Source organism: Moorena sp. SIO3A2 (genome assembly GCF_010672265.1).
GTDB lineage: Bacteria > Cyanobacteriota > Cyanobacteriia > Cyanobacteriales > Coleofasciculaceae > Moorena > Moorena producens.
The window spans coordinates 1-18303 of the sequence record NZ_JAAHHC010000083.1 but is presented as its reverse complement, the minus strand read 5'-3'; the positions used below and the strand labels follow the sequence as shown (position 1 = coordinate 18303).

Sequence of the window (18303 nt, the reverse complement as noted above, 5' to 3'; positions counted from 1 at the left end):
CCAAAGAAATTAATGACCAGAACATTACTGTATACCTCCTCAGTAATATTGGGGGAGTTTACAGCAATTGGGGAAAGTACAGCCAAGCCCTAGATTACTACCAGCAAATCTTAACTATTAGCAAAAGTTTAAACGATTCCATCAAAATTGCGACTATACTCAACAACATTGGCTGGATATATGACGAATACGGGAAGTATAGTCAAGCTCTAGACTATTATCAGCAAGCTTTAGCTATTTCTAAAGACATAGGTGATCGCTCAGGGGAAGCTACTAATTTCAATAATATTGGGCAGGTTTACTCTCTTCAGGGTGAGTATGACCGAGCCAATGAATACTACCAGCAAGCTTTAGCTATTTCTCAAGAAATTGGGGATCGCTCAGTGGAAGGTACTACCCTCAATAATATTGGGAATTTTTACGATAGTCAGGGTGAGTATGACCGAGCCAATGAATACTTCCAGCAATCTCTAGCTATTTCTCAAGAAATTGGGGATCGCTCAGGGGAAGGTACTACCCTCAATAATATTGGGAATGTTTACCATAGTCAGGGTGAGTATGACCTAGCAAAAGAATACTACCAGCAATCTCTAGGGATTCGTCAAGAGTTGGGGGATCGCTCAGGGGAAGGTACTACCCTCAATAATATTGGGAATGTTTACAATAGTCAGGGTGAGTATGCTCAAGCCAAAAAATACTTCCAGCAATCTCTAACTATTTCCCAAGACATTGGCGTACGCTCCCTACAAGCCATTACTCTAGGCAACATCGGAATAGTTTACATTAGCTGGGGAGACTATGCCAAAGCCTTAAAGTATGATCAGCAATCTCTAGGAATTAAGCAAGAGATTGGTGACAAGGGAGGAGTTGGCCTGACTCTTAACAATATCGGAACAGTTTATAGTTACCAAGGGGAGTATAGCCAAGCTCTAGACTATTATCAGCAAAGCTTGGCTATTCAACAAGAAATAGGCGTACGTTATGCAGAAGCTGCTACCCTAGGCAACATCGGAACAATTTACAGTTACTGGGGAAAGTATCCCAAAGCCCTAGAATATCATCAAAAATCCCTAGCCATTCGTCAAGACATTGGTGACCAGCACGGTATTGGCACCACCTATAACTATATGGGGCTGAATTATCTGGATTTGGGAGATTATCCCCAAGCCTTGGACTACTTCAACCAAGCTAATGCCATTTTTACCAAAATTGGGGATAAGGAAGGGATTGCAGAAACCCTGACTAACATCGGAACAGTTTACCAAAAACAAAAACAATACCCCAAGTCTCTCCAATTCTATCAGCAATCTTTAGCTATTTCTCAACAGATTGGTAATCGCCTAGATCAAGGTCACACCCTGACTACTATCGGAATAGTTTATGAAAAACTGGGAGAGTATACTAAAGCCAATGACTATCATCAACAAGCCTTAGGGATTAATCAAACAATTGGGGTAAAATCTGGGATTAGCTCTACCTTGTACAATATGGGAATAGTTTACACTAACCTAGGAAACTATCCCCAGGCTTTAGCAGCTTATCAACAAGCCTTAGCCCTTTCCAGAACCCTTGGCACTCGCTTAACGGAAGGGAAAATTCTGGCTGGTATCGGTAGCTTGTATGATAGCCAAAACCAATCGGAATTAGCGATTACCTTCTTTAAACAATCGGTTAATGTCCGAGAAGGGATCCGCAAAGACTTAAAAGTTCTGCCCATTGAACAACAACAATCCTTTACCAACACTGTTGCTGAGGACTATCGCCGCTTGGCTGATTTATTGACCCAACAAAATCGCAACCTAGAAGCCCTACGGGTGCTGGATTTACTGAAAGTGCAGGAGTTGCAGGATTACCTGAGTAATGTGCGAGGGGATGATAACACCGTTGATGGCATTACCGAACTAACTGAAGAACAGGAAATCCTCAAAGGAACTCAACCAATTATCGACCAAGCCATTGCCCTGGGTCAAGAACTCAGTGAACTGCAAACTATTCCTAACCATAAGCGCACCCAAACCCAGCAACAGCGAATCATTCAACTTAGAAAAAATCAAGCCCAGCTCACCAAAGACTTTCAAAATTTCCTGAAGAGTCCAGAGGTAGAAGCTCGCTTGGCAAAATTGAGGGAAACTACAGAAGCAGAAAACTTAGACCTAAAGAAGTACGCTAAACGATTACAAGAACAACTCCAGCAATTGGAACAGGATGCAGTTATTCTCTATCCCCTAGTATTAGATGACCGCTTGGAATTAGTCCTAGTCACTCCTTATGCTCCCCCGATTCGCCGCACGGTTAAGGTAAAACAAAAAGACCTGGAAAGAGCGATTAAAAACTTCCGCAGACTCCTGGCAAATCCGGCTCGTAATGCCAGAACTCCCGCTGAGCAACTGTACGACTGGCTAATTAAACCGATTGAAGCTGACTTAGCCAAGGCTAATGCCAAAACTATTATTTATGCACCTGATGGCAAATTGCGCTATATTCCCCTAGGGGCACTGTATGATGGCGAGCAATGGTTAATTGAGCGGTTGAGAGTTAATCAGATTACTGCTCTGAGCCTAACATCCCTAGATAATAAACCGACACCACAGTTAGACGTGTTTGCGGCTGCGGTCACGAAAGCCCATACTATTCCGGTAGGGGATAAACGGCATAACTTGGCTGCTTTAACCTTTACCCAACCAGAAGTAGAGCGTCTGGCAGAAACCTTTCCCAACACTACAACTTTCATCGATAAACAATTTCATGGGGAGACGATTTATCAGATGAATGACTATTCCGTAGTGCATCTAGCCACCCACGCTCTGTTCGACAAAACTAAACAAGATTCATTTATTCTGTTTGGTGATGGCAGTCATGTTACCCTGACTGAGGTAGAAGAAAAATGGGATTTGTCTAATGTAGATTTAGTGGTGCTCAGTGCCTGTCAAACGGGCTTAGGGGGAGAATTGGGGGATGGCAAAGAAATCCTGGGTTTTGGTTATCTGATGCAAAATGCTGGTGCCGATGCTGCGATCGCATCCCTGTGGACAGTGGATGACCAGGGTACCCAAGCCTTGATGAATAAATTTTATGAGGTCCTGAAACAGGGGAACGTTACTAAAGCCGAAGCCCTCCGACAAGCTCAAATTGCTTTAATTACCAAAGTAGAGTATGGTTTGGAGCATCCCTTTTATTGGGCACCGTTTATTTTAATTGGGAATGGATTATAGCAGTTTTTAATTGGGTGAGGTATAGCAGAAGTCAGAAGTCAGAAGTCAGAAGTTAAACTCAAGCCAAACTGTAGTTTGAGACTTTTGTCATGTCCTAATTACCCTGGCGACTGCTATACTTACGCCCTTTAGGTTCCTATTTGGTTGAACTGATACAGAAAAAGCCTAGACCCAAAAGCTACCCTCTCATGGATCAGGCTTTTTCTTGTGTCCTCAAGGCCAATCTTCCTGGTTGATTTGGCTTATTTCAGTTTGCCTAAATTCCAGGTCTAATCAAAAGGTGTAATGGGAATATAAACCAACTCTGCCCCCAAGAACTCTTCTGCACTGGGAGCACGAACCCCCTTCGCACCCTTCTGCTTAAGTTGCAACACTAAAGACACTTTTCCATCCTTCAAAACCCTCTCCGGCAGGGGAATCGTGTAAACTCCCGAAGGCTGGCCTGGCCTCACCCCAAAAGGAGAAACCGTCCCTAGAATTCTACCATCCATCGACCGCACCACAATACTGGAACGGCGAGGTAGAACCCCCGCAGAGATCCTTACTCTGACTGCCTCATCGTGAGCTGGAGTGCGGGGCAACGCCAAGGTCACCTGCCCCGCCAAATCAGCAGCGTGGGAATATTGAATCCCTCCCCCAAGAAACAGACATAGACTGGCAAAAATTACTAAAGTAAAGCGCTTCAGCATCATTTCCATAACAGTAGTGTCCTAGAAGATTTTGATATTCACAGATTCAAGGGTTGCCTCTAAGGAATCCCACCTGATCCTCTTGCTATCCGGCACAAGGCCGACTTGTAAAGGTTGATCTATATCTAGATCTAGTTTCTTCTTCTTAGCCAAAGCCTTCAATGCACGAGTCAGTGGAAGGGTGAAGGTTACAGGACCGCTGTGGTGGAGTGTGCCGAACAACTCCAACGCTCCTACAAGGTGAGTTTTATATAACCCAATCCTGTCTTGTCCTTCTGGGGAATTGACTAAAACGTTAAATCTAACATCCCGCAAATTGGCTGGAACGTTAATTGTAATTTCAGCAACAATACTTGTAATTTCAGGAACAATACTGGATCCATTGCTGCTTGCCACAGCGGCTTTAAGGATCTCCTGAGGAACTTTAACATTCCTCTTGGATAACTGCTTGAAGTTCAACGAGCGACTGATTTTTTCACCAGAAAAGACTATTGGCTCGGTCCTGACCTTCTGGTATGCTGAAAGCAGGTCCTCACCAGAGCCAGGCTGATAGAAATAATTGAAGTCGCCAATCGTAGCATAATCCCCCGCCGTATTTGCCTGAACTTGATTACCATTCTCATCAATGAAAAACAGGAAGGGTTCTGCTTGCCATTTGGCTAGTTTTTCACCTTTAGGTAGGGTCGGAAAACCCAAATTTTCTTGCTTACGGGTCCACACATCCCATAGTCGATCTATATTGCAATGATGCATGAAGAAAATCGGATCGACAGGGGACAGAAATTCCTCCATGAAACCACCGATGTTGTTGTGGACGAGGTTATGGGGTTGACCCTCAAGAACGGCGAAACTAGTCTCTTGGCTATTATGGCACTCGGCGACAGCACTACCGAACTCTATGAAATTGCTGGGAGCAAGAGCTTCTTTAATAGTATCTTTTGAGACTGCTATACTGGTGTGATAGTCGAAATCAGAGCACAGCTCGGTTAGCGCACGAGCATAGTCGTCAGGGTAGAACATCGGAGCCTTTGGGTTTTCTATAGCTTGCCAAACATCATCAATTGAGCAGTATCTACGCAATTTCTGTTGACATAATTGATCTGTAGATAGGGAGTTCCAAAAATCACTCATGGGATCTTGGAACTGTTGCTTAAAAGTTTCGTAGCTGGAAATAAAGGCTTCATGGGAGGGATTAAGTACCCCCTCAAAAAAGACCTCTGGAATAGAGGGTTGCTCAGTCCAATCCCAATAGGGCAAAGCAAAATTGGGGTCGCCACTGAGTTTGCGGCAGGTTTTCTCAAACCAACCAAGATAGCCTCGGTGCCAGGGCAGGAACCACCAGTTGCCGTGGGGGCAATCGAGGATATGAATAAAGGCGTTGCGGTACCAGTTTCGAGGATCGGAGGGCGGCAGCTCCAACATTGCTTTGATTGCTTTTTTATAACTCTTCAGGGGTGCTGATGGATCTGATAAGTTGCGGCGGATATAGGTGGTTGTTTGGGCAGAGGCCTGTCCTATGGGCAATGTTGATGCCAAGAGGATACTGCCTGTACCAACAAGAAAACTTCTGCGGGAAAGTCCTGTTAAATCTTTGTTATCTGTCATGACTCTAATGAGATAGTTACAAGTGAATGACAAGTTGTCATTTGACATCTTGTAATAATACTACTATATATAGCAATTTCATATGAGTCATAAAATATAGTGGCCTTAGCCAACGCTATAACCCAAGCCCTGCAATAATTTCAGATTTTGCCGATTTTACAACTGATTTATAATTGCTATGTGTAGGTATCGGGCGAGCAGCTTGTACGCACCATGGAAACTAGGAATTCTTAATCAGGGGGGGACACAACCGTTGCTCATTTAACTCCTTATCCCCCCATCTCCCCACACCTGGGATCACCTCCCACACTTCCCTCTCTTACCCCGACTCCCTAATCCCTCTGTTAACCTAGAAGACAGAGCTGATGGGAGGTTAAGGGATGCCGTCAATCTTTCCCGGTATGGATCCGTATTTAGAGCATCCGGATTTATGGCCAGAAGTACATCATTGGTTGATTAGTTTAATTGCTGAGTCTTTAATTCCTCAGGTACGTCCGAAGTATAAAGTAGCTATTGAAAAGCGAATTTATCAGGTTAATAAAAGTAACCAAGATGACGTCTTATTAGTGGGAATTCCTGATGTTACTGTTAAACGTCAACCGAATACTGAAGATTCTTCCAGCTCTAAGGTTGCTGTTGCGTCACCAACCACAAAACCAGTAACAGTAATGGTTCCTATGCCTGAACAAATCAAGCAAGGGTATTTGGAAGTAAGAGATATGACTACCGGTGCTGTGGTAACCGCTATCGAAGTTTTATCTCCAGTAAATAAGCGCTCTGGTGAAGGGAGAGAAACTTACCTAAAAAAACGCCAACGGGTGTTAGGAAGCTTGACCAATTTAGTGGAAATCGATTTGCTCAGAGGCTGGAAACCAATGCCACTCTTAGATAATACTATCGATAGCGATTATCGTGTTTTGGTTAGTCGAGAGGAGCATCGTCCACGAGGCGAATTGTATACTTATAATCTCCCAGAGCAGCTACCAGCTTTTTCCCTACCATTACGTCCAGAAGATTCTGAAGCGATAGTAGATTTACAAGCTATAATTAATAGCGTTTATGAGCGAGGGGGTTATGATTATCAACTCGATTATGACCAAGAGCCAGTACCAGCTTTATCAGAAACAAATCGGATATGGGCTAAGGAATTGTTGAAAACTGCTATATAGCAATTTTCATAGTTATCAGGTACAGATAATTTTTTCTAAATTCCTAATTCTAAATTCGCGCATTCTACTTGGTGGTGCGTTACGGGGCGGGCTATTCTAATACTGGCGACGAAGTGGAAAATTAGGGCAAGCCCGCCCCTAACACACCCTACACATCTGTTGCTAAATTCCCAATTCGCGCATTCTACTTGGTGGTGCGTTACGGGGCGGGCTATTCTAATACTGGCGACGAAGTGGAAAATTAGGGCAAGCCCGCCCCTAACACACCCTACACATCTGTTGCCCCGACTCCCGATTCCCGATTCCCGATTCCCGACTCCCGATTCCCGATTCCCGACTCCCGATTCCCGATTCCCCAATTCTAAATTCTAAATTCTAAATTCTAAATTCAATAAATCATCCAACTCAGCATAATCCGGCAACCTAGTATCAATTGGCTGACCCTGACGCAAGATAATTCGGTCATGCTGGGGACGGGACAAAAGTTCACTGAAATGGCGTCCCTTAAACAAAATCAAATCTGCCGGGAGTCCCACTCCAATCCTACCCATGTCAGGTAAACCCATTAAATCAGCGGCTGTCTTGGTTACTGCACAAGGCCAATCACCGATGGGCATATCTAAATGGGCAATCCTTACGGCTTGGGTAAAGACTTCTAATACATCATGATCCCCAAATCCATAAAAGGGGTCTCGACAATTATCACTAGCCAAGGTTACCGGAATACCCTGTTGTTTAATTTCATGGAGCCTGGTGACTCCCCGCCAAAAGGGTGTACAGTTAGCCTGTCGATCTTGTAGATAAAGATTGCACATGGGTAAGCTAACAATAGCAATTCCTGCTGCTTTGACCAACTTGAGAGTTTCCGCAACCTCGTCTAAGGGTTGCATGGCCAAACTGCAACAGTGACCACAAATAATTTTTCCGGTAAACTGATGACGAATCGCAGCTTGGGCAATCTTTCGTAAGCAATGGGAATCGGGATTACCGTTTTCATCAGCATGGAAATCTAGGTTGAGGTTTCTCTCCTTAGCTAAGGAAAAAACCCTATCGAGTTGAGCCTCCAGGTCTTGGTTGCTATAGGCTACTCCCCCAAGTATGCCTCCGACTTCAGCAATTTTGTCGGCTAAGGTCATGCCAGCGGGAGTTTGATAATAATCTAGAGTAACTAGAGACACCGCTTGTAGGGTAATTCTGTCAAGCCATTCTTTCTGGAGGGTTTGGAAAACGCCTAGGCTAATGGCAGCTTGTTCGCCGACCGAGTCAATGTGGGTGCGGATAGCTTTGGTCCCATGAGCATAGCTACATTTGATTCCAAATTCCATGCGCCGATATAAATCTGACCGTTGCCAATAGGTTTGGGCATCAGCATCTCCGGTCAGACAGGCACTATTAAAAGTACCATCAGGGTTGGGAGACCGTTCCCAAATATGACCTTTATCCAGATGGGTGTGTATATCTAGAAAACAGGGCCATACTTGTCCTTGCCGGAGATTTATACTGGGGATGTCACTAGGTATGTTACTGGTATCTGTGCTAGCTTCAACACTGTTTGCGATACTGTTTTCGGTACTGTTTGCGATCGCGTAGCGGCTCTTTTCGACCATCGTGTTTTGCTGCCCTTTGGGAACAATCGCCTTTGAAACTATTGCACCAATGGCTCCCTGATTAATTTCAATATCAACTAAGCACAAACCCTGCTCGTTGCGGACGCAAACGTTGCTGTTTTCCAGTAGGCAAAATGGTACGTAGGCATTTGTGAGCCAGTATCGTTCGGCGTTGGGAATCATTAGGGAGTCGGGAGTCGGGAGTCGGGAGTCGGGAGTCGGGAGTCGGGAGTCGGGAGTCGGGAGTCGGGAGTCGGGAGTCGGGAGTGGCCTATGGGAAAATTGAATGTACCTCATAAGTATCATAAACAGTATCATAAACGCGCAGTCGATCATCAAACCCAATCCTGATTTCTGATCACACCAAGAAATCCTCTGCTGTTCTAATCTTCCTTTATCCGAAGTTCCCGATTCCCGATTCCCGATTCCCGATTCCCAATTCTAAATTCTAAATTCTAAATTCTAAATTCTAAATTCTAAATTCTAACTTCTAACTTCTAACTTCTAACTTACCGATTCCCCATCTCCCCATCTCCCCATCTCCCCACACTTAGAGTCTCTAACCAGGCTTCAGTAGCTTCGGGATTTAAAGGCTTAGAAAACCAATACCCCTGTCCATATTGACAACGCCAATCACAAAGCTGTGCCAATTGCTTTTCAGTTTCCACTCCCTCTGCTACTACATCTATGCCGAGGTCGTTTGCCAACTTTACCATCCACCGCAAAATTTCCCCATGTTTGTGATCATCACTCATACCTTTTACAAAAGAGCGGTCAATTTTTAATATATCTATCGGTAAATTTGGCAAGTAACTTAAGACAGAATAACCAGTCCCAAAATCATCAATGCACAACTGAATCTGTCGCTGTTTGAGTTTCTCCAACAGAACCACTGCAGTGGTTTCCAGCAGTAAACTTTCTGTGATCTCTAGTTTCAAACTCTGGGCATCGAGACCAGAATCCCACAAAATTGTGTCGATTTTACCGATTAGATCCGGTTGGGATAATTGTAAGCTGGAGATGTTAACGCTGATCGTTAAATCCTGATATTGGGGAAACTGTTGTTGCCACTGCCACATTTGTTGGCAAGCCTGGCGTAGTACCCACCAACCCAGTGGCACAATCAGCTTTGTTTCTTCTGCCACTGGAATGAACTCTGCTGGCAACAGCAGTCCCCGTTCGGGATGCTCCCACCGCACCAGTGCCTCAAAGCCAGCCAGCTTATGGGTTTCAAGAGACACAATTGGCTGGTAATAAAGCCGCAATTCTTCGCGCTTAATACCCAAGCGTAAACTATCTTCTAACTCCAACCGCTCTATACTCCGGGTGCGCATGGCAGGGGTAAACAGCTTATAGCCAGTGTTACTCTCCATTTTGGCTCGATAAAGAGCTAGACTGGCGTTGTCAAGAAAAGCAGAGGCTTGGTAATCATCCCTGTCATTGCTAGCAATTCCAATATTGGCACTCAAAAAAATCTCATGGTCATCAATCGAAAAAGGCGTCCGCAGGCTAGTGCCAATCTGTTCTGCTACCAAGGTAGCTTCACTGACATCGTTAATGTCTTTGAGTAAGATAGCTAATTCATCTTCGGACCACCGCGCCACGGTATAGTTAACGGTATAGTTAACGGTAGAATTCAGGGCATCAGTCAAGCGAGAATCAAAAGCCTTTAGCAATTTTGCTCCCACCTGCCGTCCCATACTAAACTGAATGACTTTAAAACGTTCCAAAGCCACCAATAAGACGGCGAATCGATAACCCTTATACCACTTTGACCTCTGGATTACTTGCCTCAACCGTCTCCTAAAACTATCTGCGTTGAGCCAGGGAATCAGGAGGTCATTAAAGGTAGAATCCTGAAACCTTTGTACAGGTTGCTGATCTTGCTGATCATTGTTACTTCTAGCGAACACCTACTTTCTCTATCACCCTGAATTAGCTCAATTGAGTTACTCATTGATAATTGAGCCAAAAAGGAAACCCAAAAGGAAACCCAAAAGGCAAAAGCTGTGGTATAGTTAACCTTTTACCCTATTCTTTAAGCTCAATTTTGTTAATGGTTGTTAACGATGAACATCCTTACTGATGGTTTGACTAAGCAAATCAATAACGCTGTTTGGGGTCATCCTAAGTTGCGGTTATACCGTTTAAATCAGAGGTGGGACTGTTGAATGTTGAGTGAATGTGGACGATAAACAAGCAACGGCCAACTGTCGAAAACCCAACTTCAAGAGAACGCTAGCCACCGTGGAGCACTACCGTGGATCAGTGATGGAACATCTTAGTTAACCATTAGTTAACTAGATTAGTTAACTAGGGAAAACAAAATAGAGCATGGACTAGGGGTAAATCCCATGCCCTATTCTTGGATGCCCACAATTACGAGGTAGTTTTAACTGTTACCCTTTAACCCGTATAGGTAGTTTTTAGATGGCTTAATTGCTTAAGCCTGGTTGACTAGGGAAGCTGATCCCCCTTGAAGTAGGTAGCCAGCGATCGGCTATTGATCGCTGGCTTGGTGTTAACCCTAAAGGACGATTTGCGATCCCTGACTTTAAGGTAAATCGGCAATGTGGCTTTGTCTGTGAGAAAAAGTAATAAATAATTCTAATTGATTACATAATAAAAAGTAATGAGTGTTGAAGAAGCATTGGCGATGGTGGATACGGTCATCAAACCCGAACGCTTAAACGCAGTTCAAGAACTGGTGCTCCGCCAATGTTGGTCAGGACAAACTTATCAAGAGATTGCTGAGGGGTCTGGTTACGACGCCGATTACATTCGGGTGGTTGGCTCCCGCTTATGGCATATCCTGTCAGAGGTGTTTGGAGAGAAGATCACAAAAAATAACATTCGTTCTGTGATCAGGGACCGATTACGAGAGGTCGAGCTTCAGGAGTTGCCAGAGGTCGAGCTGGAATTACCTACAGAGTTCGAATTACCTAGAGGTGTGGTCCCTCTCAATTCTTCTTTTTATATCGAGCGTCCCCCCAATGACTCTCTATGTTACGAAACAGTGTTGCAGCCAGGGGCATTAATCCGAATTAAAGCCCCTAGACAGATGGGTAAAACCTCCCTGATGGTGAGGATTCTTGATCACGCTAGAGCATCTGGCTTCCGCACAGTCGCTCTGAGCTTGCAGCAAGCTGATGCCAATGTCTTTACGGATTTAGAACGATTTTTACAATGGTTCTGTGCCACAGTCACTCGTAGCCTAGAATTACCAAATCGACTAAATGATTATTGGGATGATATCTTTGGCAGCAGTGGTAATACCACAGATTACTTCGAGAATTATCTATTAAAAGAAATAGATACACCGATGGTATTGGCATTAGATGAGGTCAACCTGTTGTTTAATTACCCTGCTATTGCCACGGATTTCCTCGGTTTGCTGCGAGCTTGGTATGAAAAAGCCAAATACGGTGTAACTGGTAGCACAATTTGGCAAAAACTGCGCTTAATTATTATACATTCTACTGACGTTTATATTGCCTTACATATCCACCAATCGCCGTTTAATGTGGGATTATCCATTGAATTGCCAGAGTTTACCAAGGCCCAAGTGCAAGAATTAGCCCGTCGCCACGGAATCGATTGGGGTACTGATGATTCGAGGGTCGATCACGTATCTTTAATTATGGCTAAAGTAGGAGGAAATCCTTGTCTTTTAAGGGTAGCGTTATATCATCTTAGGCGCGGTGACGTTACCTTTGAAGAGTTATTGAATTCAGCAGCAAGGGAATCGGGGATTTATCATGATGACCTTCGACGACAATGGTGGAATCTACAACAATATCCACAACTGGTCGCAGCCTATGGAAAAGTAGTGATGTCATCCCAGCCAGTGGAATTAGAGCAAAAGCTAGCCTTTAAGTTGCAAAGTTTAGGATTAGTACAGCTCCACAAACAGGGGGCTGTACCTAGTTGTGATTTGTATCGTCAGTACTTTAGTACTCACCTGGGCTAAAACCCATGGATGCCTGGAAGTTATGAAAAAGCACAACTATCAAGTTGGCGGGAGTTTACCCCCTGATACCCCCTGCTATGTGCGTCGTAAAGCAGATCAGGATTTGTATCAGGCTCTGGTAGCCGGTGAGTTTTGCTATGTCCTTACCTCCAGGCAAATGGGTAAGTCTTCTTTGAGGGTGCAAACTACTCACCGATTACAAGGAATAGGCATCCACTGTGGAATCGTTGATTTGACGGAAATTGGTACCCAAGATTTGACAGCAGACCAGTGGTATGCTAGCATAATACGCTGTCTTGTCAGCAGCTTCAACCTCCAGGTCAATTTACGAGCTTGGTGGCGCTCACGCTCTGATCTATCCCCAGTCAAGCGTCTGAGTGATTTTATTGAGGAGGTGCTACTGGCAGAGGTTGAGGGAAATTTGGTGATCTTTATTGATGAAATCGATAGCATTCTGGGTTTATCGTTTCCGATTGAAGATTTTTTTGCCCTGATCCGAGCCTGCTACAACAAGCGCACAGAAAACCAAGCCTACCAACGCCTCAGTTTTGTCTTGTTAGGGGTAGCCACTCCCTCGGATTTGATCGTAGATAAGCAACGCACTCCGTTTAATATCGGACGGGGGATTGAGTTATGTGGATTTACTCTGGAAGAAGCCAAACCCCTAGGGCTAGGATTTAACGGAATGGTTAGCAATCCCAAAGCCTTACTTAGGGAAATCTTGGGGTTTACGGGAGGACAGCCTTTACTGACTCAAAAGCTATGTCAGCTGATTCTAGAGGATATAGAGAATGGTACTGTCAATGGCAAATCCCTTGAGTCTCTTGTGGATAGGCGGATTATCGACAACTGGGAAGTCCAAGATGAACCAGAGCATCTCAGGACCATACGCGATCGCATTCTCAGTAATGAGCAACGGGCTGGGCGGTTATTAGGACTTTATCAGCAAATTCTGCAACAGGGAGCAGTAGCAGCAGATGACAGTTGGGAACAAATGGAATTGCTACTGTCGGGATTAGTGGTCAAGACTGAGGGCAAGGTTAAGGTCCGCAACCCCATTTATGCTGCTGTTTTCAACTGTGATTGGGTCAGCAAGCAACTATCAAATCTTCGTCCCTATGCTACAAGTCTAAGAGCTTGGTTCAATGGTGATTGTCAGGATGAATCGAGACTATTGCCTGGTCAAGCCTTACTCGATGCCCTAGCTTGGGCAGATGCCCGTAGCCATCAAGGCTTGGAACAAACTGCAACAGTTAGCTGGGGCAAAGGCAAATACCCAGACTCAAGTTGAGAAAGTTGAGAAAATGCTCTGGCGAATCATTAGACCTTCTAGCAGCGATGCAGAGGTCCTTTTTGCTGCATTGCTTGCCTGTTCCTTGAGGAGTAGGATTTACCCCGTCTCTTACTGGCTGGGATTTCACCGAAAAGCGCAAAAAATCAACGTAACCAACCTTGTTCTTACTTACTATTCTAGTTTAACACGATAGCCGGGATAAATCCCGGTACGCTGGCCTTTGGCCACGCTACGCGAACGCCGCCCACTGAATAAATTAAGTGGCTAACTCTCGCTTGATGTTTTTGTGTTTATTATAGCACAAATTTTCAATGATACGCAACATTTTCAGTCCCCAATTCCCCTCCCGCGCTTGTCTTACTGGCAGTGCCAGACGCTGCGCGAACGACTATAACGGGAGTCCCCTTGGGGAAGAATGATGGTACCTTGCTCACTACCCTCACCGCACATCAGGATGAGGTAGAGGGCATCGCCTTCAGCCAAGATGGGGAAATTCTAGCTTCTGCCAGTGCTGATAGTATAGCAGTCGCCAGGGCAGTTAGGACATCGACATTAGTCTCACACCCTTTGTAAGCGATGCAGAGGTGCGACCCGTGGCGAATTTAATTCGCCAAGGTCAAGCGCACCATTACGGTCTTGGGGGTTTCCCCCATGAGCGACTGCATCAAGAAGCGCAAGAGTTTGACTTCTGACAAATGACTTCTGACAAATGACTTCTGCTATAACGTGATTTTGTGGAATGTGGATCAAGTCCTGGATCTTGATCAAGTCCTAACCTATAGTTGTGATTGGCTCCAGGATTATTTGAGCACAAATGCTGAGCTAGAAAAACGCGATCGCACTCTTTGTGATCGGATTAAGCACTTGAAAAGGGAGTAGGGAGCGGGGAGTAGTCGTCAAGAGATCCAAAGAGTGTTTGATATTATGATAAATCAGCAAAATTGTTCATGATATAATTATCAATTATATAGATAATTAAAATTAGATAATTTCAGGATAATTACCCTTAATAAAAATCTCCCCATCTCCCTATATCCCTATCTTACCATCCCCCCACACTCCCGACTCCCTATCTTAATAATGAACAAAATTCCCATCCTCCAACCTGGTAAATCTTATACCTTTAGAAGTTATTTTGATATGGTCGTTGAGCCAGAAGACATTTTGGCGGAATTTGGCTATACCTTGAAGCGAAGCTCTTTGACTTTAGAAAAGTCTACGACAAAACTAGACCGACTTTCTGGTCTTCAATCCAGAATTGAAGAAAGCTTACCCTATGTTAGTTTAACCAGTGAAGCAGCTCGACGGGAATTACTAATCGCTCCGATCTTGCTTGATTTAGTCCACTATACTCAAGCTCAGCTAAGAATCGAATATCCTCTCACTGTAACAGAGTACTTAAAAGGTTATCTAGACTATTATCTTTATACAGATAGTAAACTGCTGGTAATAGAAGCCAAAAATGCTAATATCCAAAGAGGCTTTACCCAACTTGCTGTAGAACTGATTGCTCTCGATCTATGGAGTGACGCTGACCAATTGATTTTACAGGGTGCTGTTTCTACAGGGGATATCTGGCAATTTGGGCTTTTGCACCGAGAGCATAAACAAGTTACTCAAGACCTGAATCTTTACCGTGTTCCAGCTGATTTAGAAGAATTGTTCCGAATTTTGGTAGCTGTTCTTGGGTAAGCGATCAGCGATCAGCGATCAGCGATCAGCTATTAGCTATCAGCTATTAGCTATCAGCTTTGAGTCTGTGGCTGACGGCATCTCAAGTAGCGTGAGCTTTTAGCTCACGGCTGACGGCTGATCGCTGTTCGCGTAGCGTGAGCTTTTAGCTCACGGCTGAATGCTTACGGGAGCAGGGGAGCAGGGGGAGAAAGATTTTGTCTGGATATCGTAAGTGTGGGCAATTATCCGGATTTGATATAAATTAAGATATTTTTAAATATCAACAATCAATTATTTTTAATACTTATTTTTTTTTGTAAAAACTGGATTAAATTAGCATAAAAAAAAAATTTAATAAAATATTTCCTAGATACAAGTTATCTGGCATGGTGAAAAAATCATAATAGCTGAGGGATATATAGCCTTGATAAAGCTATCATCAAAACCAATGCTTATTTAGAATAAAATCAAAAAAATATGGCATATTTTGACTACTGTTCCCTGTTCCCTGTTCCCTGTTCCCTGTTCCCTATTTCCTTGTTATATTAATCCTATGTTTACATCTCAAATAAAAATGCTATACAATATTGATGGTATGCAATTTTACTAATTACAAACGTGGCTATTTTAACAGAATCTGAACCATTTACCCTAATACAGCACCCAATAAAAAAAGAAAGAGAATTAGCATCTCCTGTGCTAAAATGGGCAGGTGGCAAAACGCAGCTTCTGCCACAACTTCGAGAGAGATACTCACCAAAGCTACGCAAGGGAAGTCTGACGACTTATATCGAGCCCTTCGTGGGAGGAGGTGCAGTTTTTTTCGATATTGTCAACAGTTTCGATATCCAGAAAGCTTATCTATTCGATACCAATCCTGAGCTAATTATCCTTTATAAGGTTATCCAACAGGATGTTGAATCACTGATCAAAGAACTGTTAAAGCTTAGTAATACATACCTACCCAAAGATGATCAACGTCGGAAAGCATTATACTACGAATACCGCAAAAAATATAACACCTTTAATAAACAAATAGATGCTAACTCTTACGCTCGGAATTGGAGCAAGCGAGCTGCCATAACGGTTTTTCTGAATAAAACTTGCTTTAACGGTCTGTATCGGGTCAATAGCAAAGGAGAATTTAATGTGCCAGTGGGACGATACAAAAATCCTAAAATTCTGAATGCCAATAATCTGCGAGCTGTCTCCAAGCTATTCGAAATTGCTCAAATAGAACAAAGGGACTTTAGTCAAGTTCTGAAATATGCTGATCATAGCACCTTTATTTACTATGATCCTCCCTATCGTCCTATCAGCAAAACCTCCAATTTCAATTCCTATCATTCCCTAGACTTTGATGATAGTGAGCAGCGTCGTTTACGGGATGTGTTTGTGAAAACTGATCAGGCAGGAGCCCATCAAATGCTCAGCAATTCTGATCCAACTAACTATGTTGATGATTTGTTTTTCGATGACTTATATCAAGGGTTTAAGATCGAGCGAGTATCGGCATCCCGTAGAATAAACTCAAAAGGAAATAGCAGAGGAGAAATTAGGGAACTTCTGGTTACTAACTATTGAATTAACATTCAAAGCAATCTGAAAAAGGAGCATTGCAATCATGTAACTATAGGAGTAACTATAAGAAGGTAGAGGGGGGAGAGGGGGAATAATTTTACCATTGGTTATTTTATTCAAAAAGGACAAATGACATAGGACACAGGACAAATCCGATGAAATTTCATTCTGTATTTAGGGAAAATCTTGGCTGTAATGACTCTGACAGCGTATTCGAGTATGTGATGGCAACCCTGAAACCCTCTATTTTGAAATGGGATTATTTCGTAAATTGGAATAAGGTTGGGAAAAATGTTAGAGATATTGAGATTAGTCTCAATCTTTTGAACTATCTTGTGGGCAAGGATAATCTTGAAGAAGAAGCAAGAGTGTTATTCAGAGAACATCCAAAGCTAATCTCTATCATTCCAGCCTTGCTAGCTTGTCGTGATCAGAAGTTTCAGATTTTAACCGACTATCAATCAGTAAAATTTAACTATGATAATTTCAGTTTTAAAAAGAAAGAAAATTTAACAGAAGAAGATATTGATAAAGCTATTGTTTTCCTAAAGGAGTTAGGTTTCCTAGAGCAAATCACCTCAAGACGTATCAAGTCCCTAACAGATTACTTTATCGGTGTCGAGGTCGGTCTAGATACAAATGCTCGCAAAAACCGGGGCGGTAAAGCCATGGAAGACATCGTCGAGTACTTTGTCAATTCTATCTGTACTCGTCATGGATTTCAGTACATCCCGCAGGCTAAGTCAGATGGCATCAGATCAGAATTTGGTAAACACCTTACCATCAAAAAAGCGTCTAAAACGATTGATTTTGCAATTAATACTCCTAAGAAACTGGTTGTCTTGATGCAGTCGCTCATGGGGGAAACCCCCAAGACCGCGCTGCATCGCTTTAATCGAAACAAACTTTTATAGAGGTGGTGGCTCTAAACTAAAAGCGACAGCTGGTGAGTATAGCGAGATATTTTTACAGTGGAAACAAGATGGTCACGAATTTATCTGGATTACCGATGGTTTTGGTTGGCTAACAGCTAAAAGACCTCTTCGCGATACCTTTGATAAAATTGATTACATTCTCAACCTGGATATGGTTGAAAAAGGTGTCCTAGAGGCTTTGATATTAGACCACTGATTCTCTTTGGATTTTAATGGATGATATAGCGTTTGTATATAGTTATAAACACACTTCTTTGATTTCCATAAGGTAGTATGTTCACAACTCAAATCGAAATGCTATAAGTCTTAAACTAATCAGCACTAACTTGATAAAGTTGAAGTCTTAATAAACCCGCATTATCAACCCAAATATAGTAAAAAAAAAGCCGTAGACATAATGTCCACGGCTTTTTCAATGCCACAGTAAGTGGATTGAAATTTTGATGTCAGTCAGATCCCAAACCTAACCTGATGTGATCTTATTTGATTAGACCTTAGCTTCTGCCAGGGGGGAAATCCCCCCAGAAATTTAGCGATGCAGCGCGGTCTTGGGGGAAACCCCCAAGA

The 18303-nt window shown here is 43.3% G+C and carries 15 protein-coding genes; 11 read left to right on the top strand and 4 right to left on the bottom strand.

Going from position 1 to position 18303, the window contains the following annotated elements:
- The coding region (locus tag F6K64_RS36400) for a CHAT domain-containing protein (protein ID WP_287267871.1) at nt 1-3212 on the top strand (3212 nt) is incomplete at its 5' end.
- Nucleotides 3213-3481: 269 nt separating this feature from the next.
- On the opposite strand, the gene F6K64_RS36395 is transcribed toward F6K64_RS36400, so the two are convergent.
- Nucleotides 3482-3910 carry a hypothetical protein gene (locus F6K64_RS36395; protein WP_008180385.1) on the bottom strand — a complete coding sequence of 143 codons (429 nt, stop codon included), beginning with the start codon at nt 3908-3910 and terminating at the stop codon, nt 3482-3484.
- 12 nt (nt 3911-3922) lie between these two features.
- Nucleotides 3923-5506, bottom strand: coding sequence for a tyrosinase family protein (locus F6K64_RS36390; protein WP_044492368.1), 1584 nt, complete (start codon nt 5504-5506; stop codon nt 3923-3925).
- 380 nt (nt 5507-5886) lie between these two features.
- Here F6K64_RS36390 and F6K64_RS36385 point away from each other — a divergent pair, with 380 nt between their 5' ends.
- Complete coding sequence (locus tag F6K64_RS36385; protein ID WP_008180381.1) at nt 5887-6675, top strand: DUF4058 family protein; 789 nt, start codon at nt 5887-5889, stop codon at nt 6673-6675.
- A 159-nt stretch (nt 6676-6834) separates the two neighbouring features.
- Nucleotides 6835-7047 (top strand): hypothetical protein, encoded by a 213-nt coding sequence (locus F6K64_RS36380; protein WP_287262994.1) that lies wholly within the window; start codon nt 6835-6837, stop codon nt 7045-7047.
- Here the strand turns inward: F6K64_RS36380 and F6K64_RS36375 are convergent.
- Both F6K64_RS36375 and F6K64_RS36370 read right to left on the bottom strand, forming a co-directional pair.
- The gene (locus F6K64_RS36375; protein ID WP_287298257.1) at nt 7044-8465 is read right to left on the bottom strand and encodes a cytosine deaminase; all 1422 of its coding nucleotides are present in this window, start codon (nt 8463-8465) and stop codon (nt 7044-7046) included. The genes F6K64_RS36380 and F6K64_RS36375 overlap by 4 nt on opposite strands.
- Nucleotides 8466-8791: 326 nt before the next feature.
- Nucleotides 8792-10195 carry a putative bifunctional diguanylate cyclase/phosphodiesterase gene (locus F6K64_RS36370; protein ID WP_008181747.1) on the bottom strand — a complete coding sequence of 468 codons (1404 nt, stop codon included), beginning with the start codon at nt 10193-10195 and terminating at the stop codon, nt 8792-8794.
- Between the two features lie 719 nt (nt 10196-10914).
- Here F6K64_RS36370 and F6K64_RS36365 point away from each other — a divergent pair.
- The 8 genes from F6K64_RS36365 to F6K64_RS38670 all read left to right on the top strand — a co-directional run bounded on the left by F6K64_RS36365 (nt 10915) and on the right by F6K64_RS38670 (nt 17932).
- Nucleotides 10915-12252, top strand: coding sequence for an AAA-like domain-containing protein (locus tag F6K64_RS36365; protein WP_008181745.1), 1338 nt, complete (start codon nt 10915-10917; stop codon nt 12250-12252).
- Between the two features lie 22 nt (nt 12253-12274).
- Nucleotides 12275-13543, top strand: coding sequence for an AAA-like domain-containing protein (locus F6K64_RS36360; RefSeq protein WP_008181744.1), 1269 nt, complete (start codon nt 12275-12277; stop codon nt 13541-13543).
- Between the two features lie 369 nt (nt 13544-13912).
- A complete protein-coding gene (locus F6K64_RS36355) occupies nt 13913-14119 on the top strand; it encodes a WD40 repeat domain-containing protein (protein WP_008181742.1) in 207 nt (68 codons plus the stop codon).
- 153 nt (nt 14120-14272) lie between these two features.
- The gene (locus tag F6K64_RS36350; RefSeq protein WP_154659725.1) at nt 14273-14425 is read left to right on the top strand and encodes a hypothetical protein; all 153 of its coding nucleotides are present in this window, start codon (nt 14273-14275) and stop codon (nt 14423-14425) included.
- A 201-nt stretch (nt 14426-14626) separates the two neighbouring features.
- Complete coding sequence (locus F6K64_RS36345; protein ID WP_008181740.1) at nt 14627-15238, top strand: hypothetical protein; 612 nt, start codon at nt 14627-14629, stop codon at nt 15236-15238.
- 600 nt (nt 15239-15838) lie between these two features.
- On the top strand, nt 15839-16804 hold the full coding sequence (locus tag F6K64_RS36340) for a DNA adenine methylase (RefSeq protein WP_008181738.1): 966 nt from the start codon (nt 15839-15841) through the stop codon (nt 16802-16804).
- Nucleotides 16805-16956: 152 nt separating this feature from the next.
- A complete protein-coding gene (locus tag F6K64_RS36335) occupies nt 16957-17715 on the top strand; it encodes a DpnII family type II restriction endonuclease (RefSeq protein ID WP_008181737.1) in 759 nt (252 codons plus the stop codon).
- Entirely contained in the window at nt 17687-17932 is a 246-nt protein-coding gene (locus tag F6K64_RS38670) for a DpnII family type II restriction endonuclease (protein ID WP_081432014.1), read from the top strand. The genes F6K64_RS36335 and F6K64_RS38670 overlap by 29 nt, the downstream gene beginning before the upstream one ends.
- The last annotated feature ends 371 nt before the right edge of the window (nt 17933-18303 follow it).

Bases quoted from the DNA above. Each gene is read 5' to 3' on its own strand.
- F6K64_RS36345 (WP_008181740.1), top strand. From the start codon at position 14,627: ATGAACAAAATTCCCATCCTCCAACCTGGTAAATCTTATACCTTTAGA.
- F6K64_RS36360 (WP_008181744.1), top strand. From the start codon at position 12,275: ATGAAAAAGCACAACTATCAAGTTGGCGGGAGTTTACCCCCTGATACC.
- F6K64_RS36385 (WP_008180381.1), top strand. From the start codon at position 5,887: ATGCCGTCAATCTTTCCCGGTATGGATCCGTATTTAGAGCATCCGGAT.
- F6K64_RS36390 (WP_044492368.1), bottom strand. From the start codon at position 5,506: ATGACAGATAACAAAGATTTAACAGGACTTTCCCGCAGAAGTTTTCTT.
- F6K64_RS36395 (WP_008180385.1), bottom strand. From the start codon at position 3,910: ATGGAAATGATGCTGAAGCGCTTTACTTTAGTAATTTTTGCCAGTCTA.
- F6K64_RS36365 (WP_008181745.1), top strand. From the start codon at position 10,915: ATGAGTGTTGAAGAAGCATTGGCGATGGTGGATACGGTCATCAAACCC.
- F6K64_RS36375 (WP_287298257.1), bottom strand. From the start codon at position 8,465: ATGATTCCCAACGCCGAACGATACTGGCTCACAAATGCCTACGTACCA.
- F6K64_RS36335 (WP_008181737.1), top strand. From the start codon at position 16,957: ATGAAATTTCATTCTGTATTTAGGGAAAATCTTGGCTGTAATGACTCT.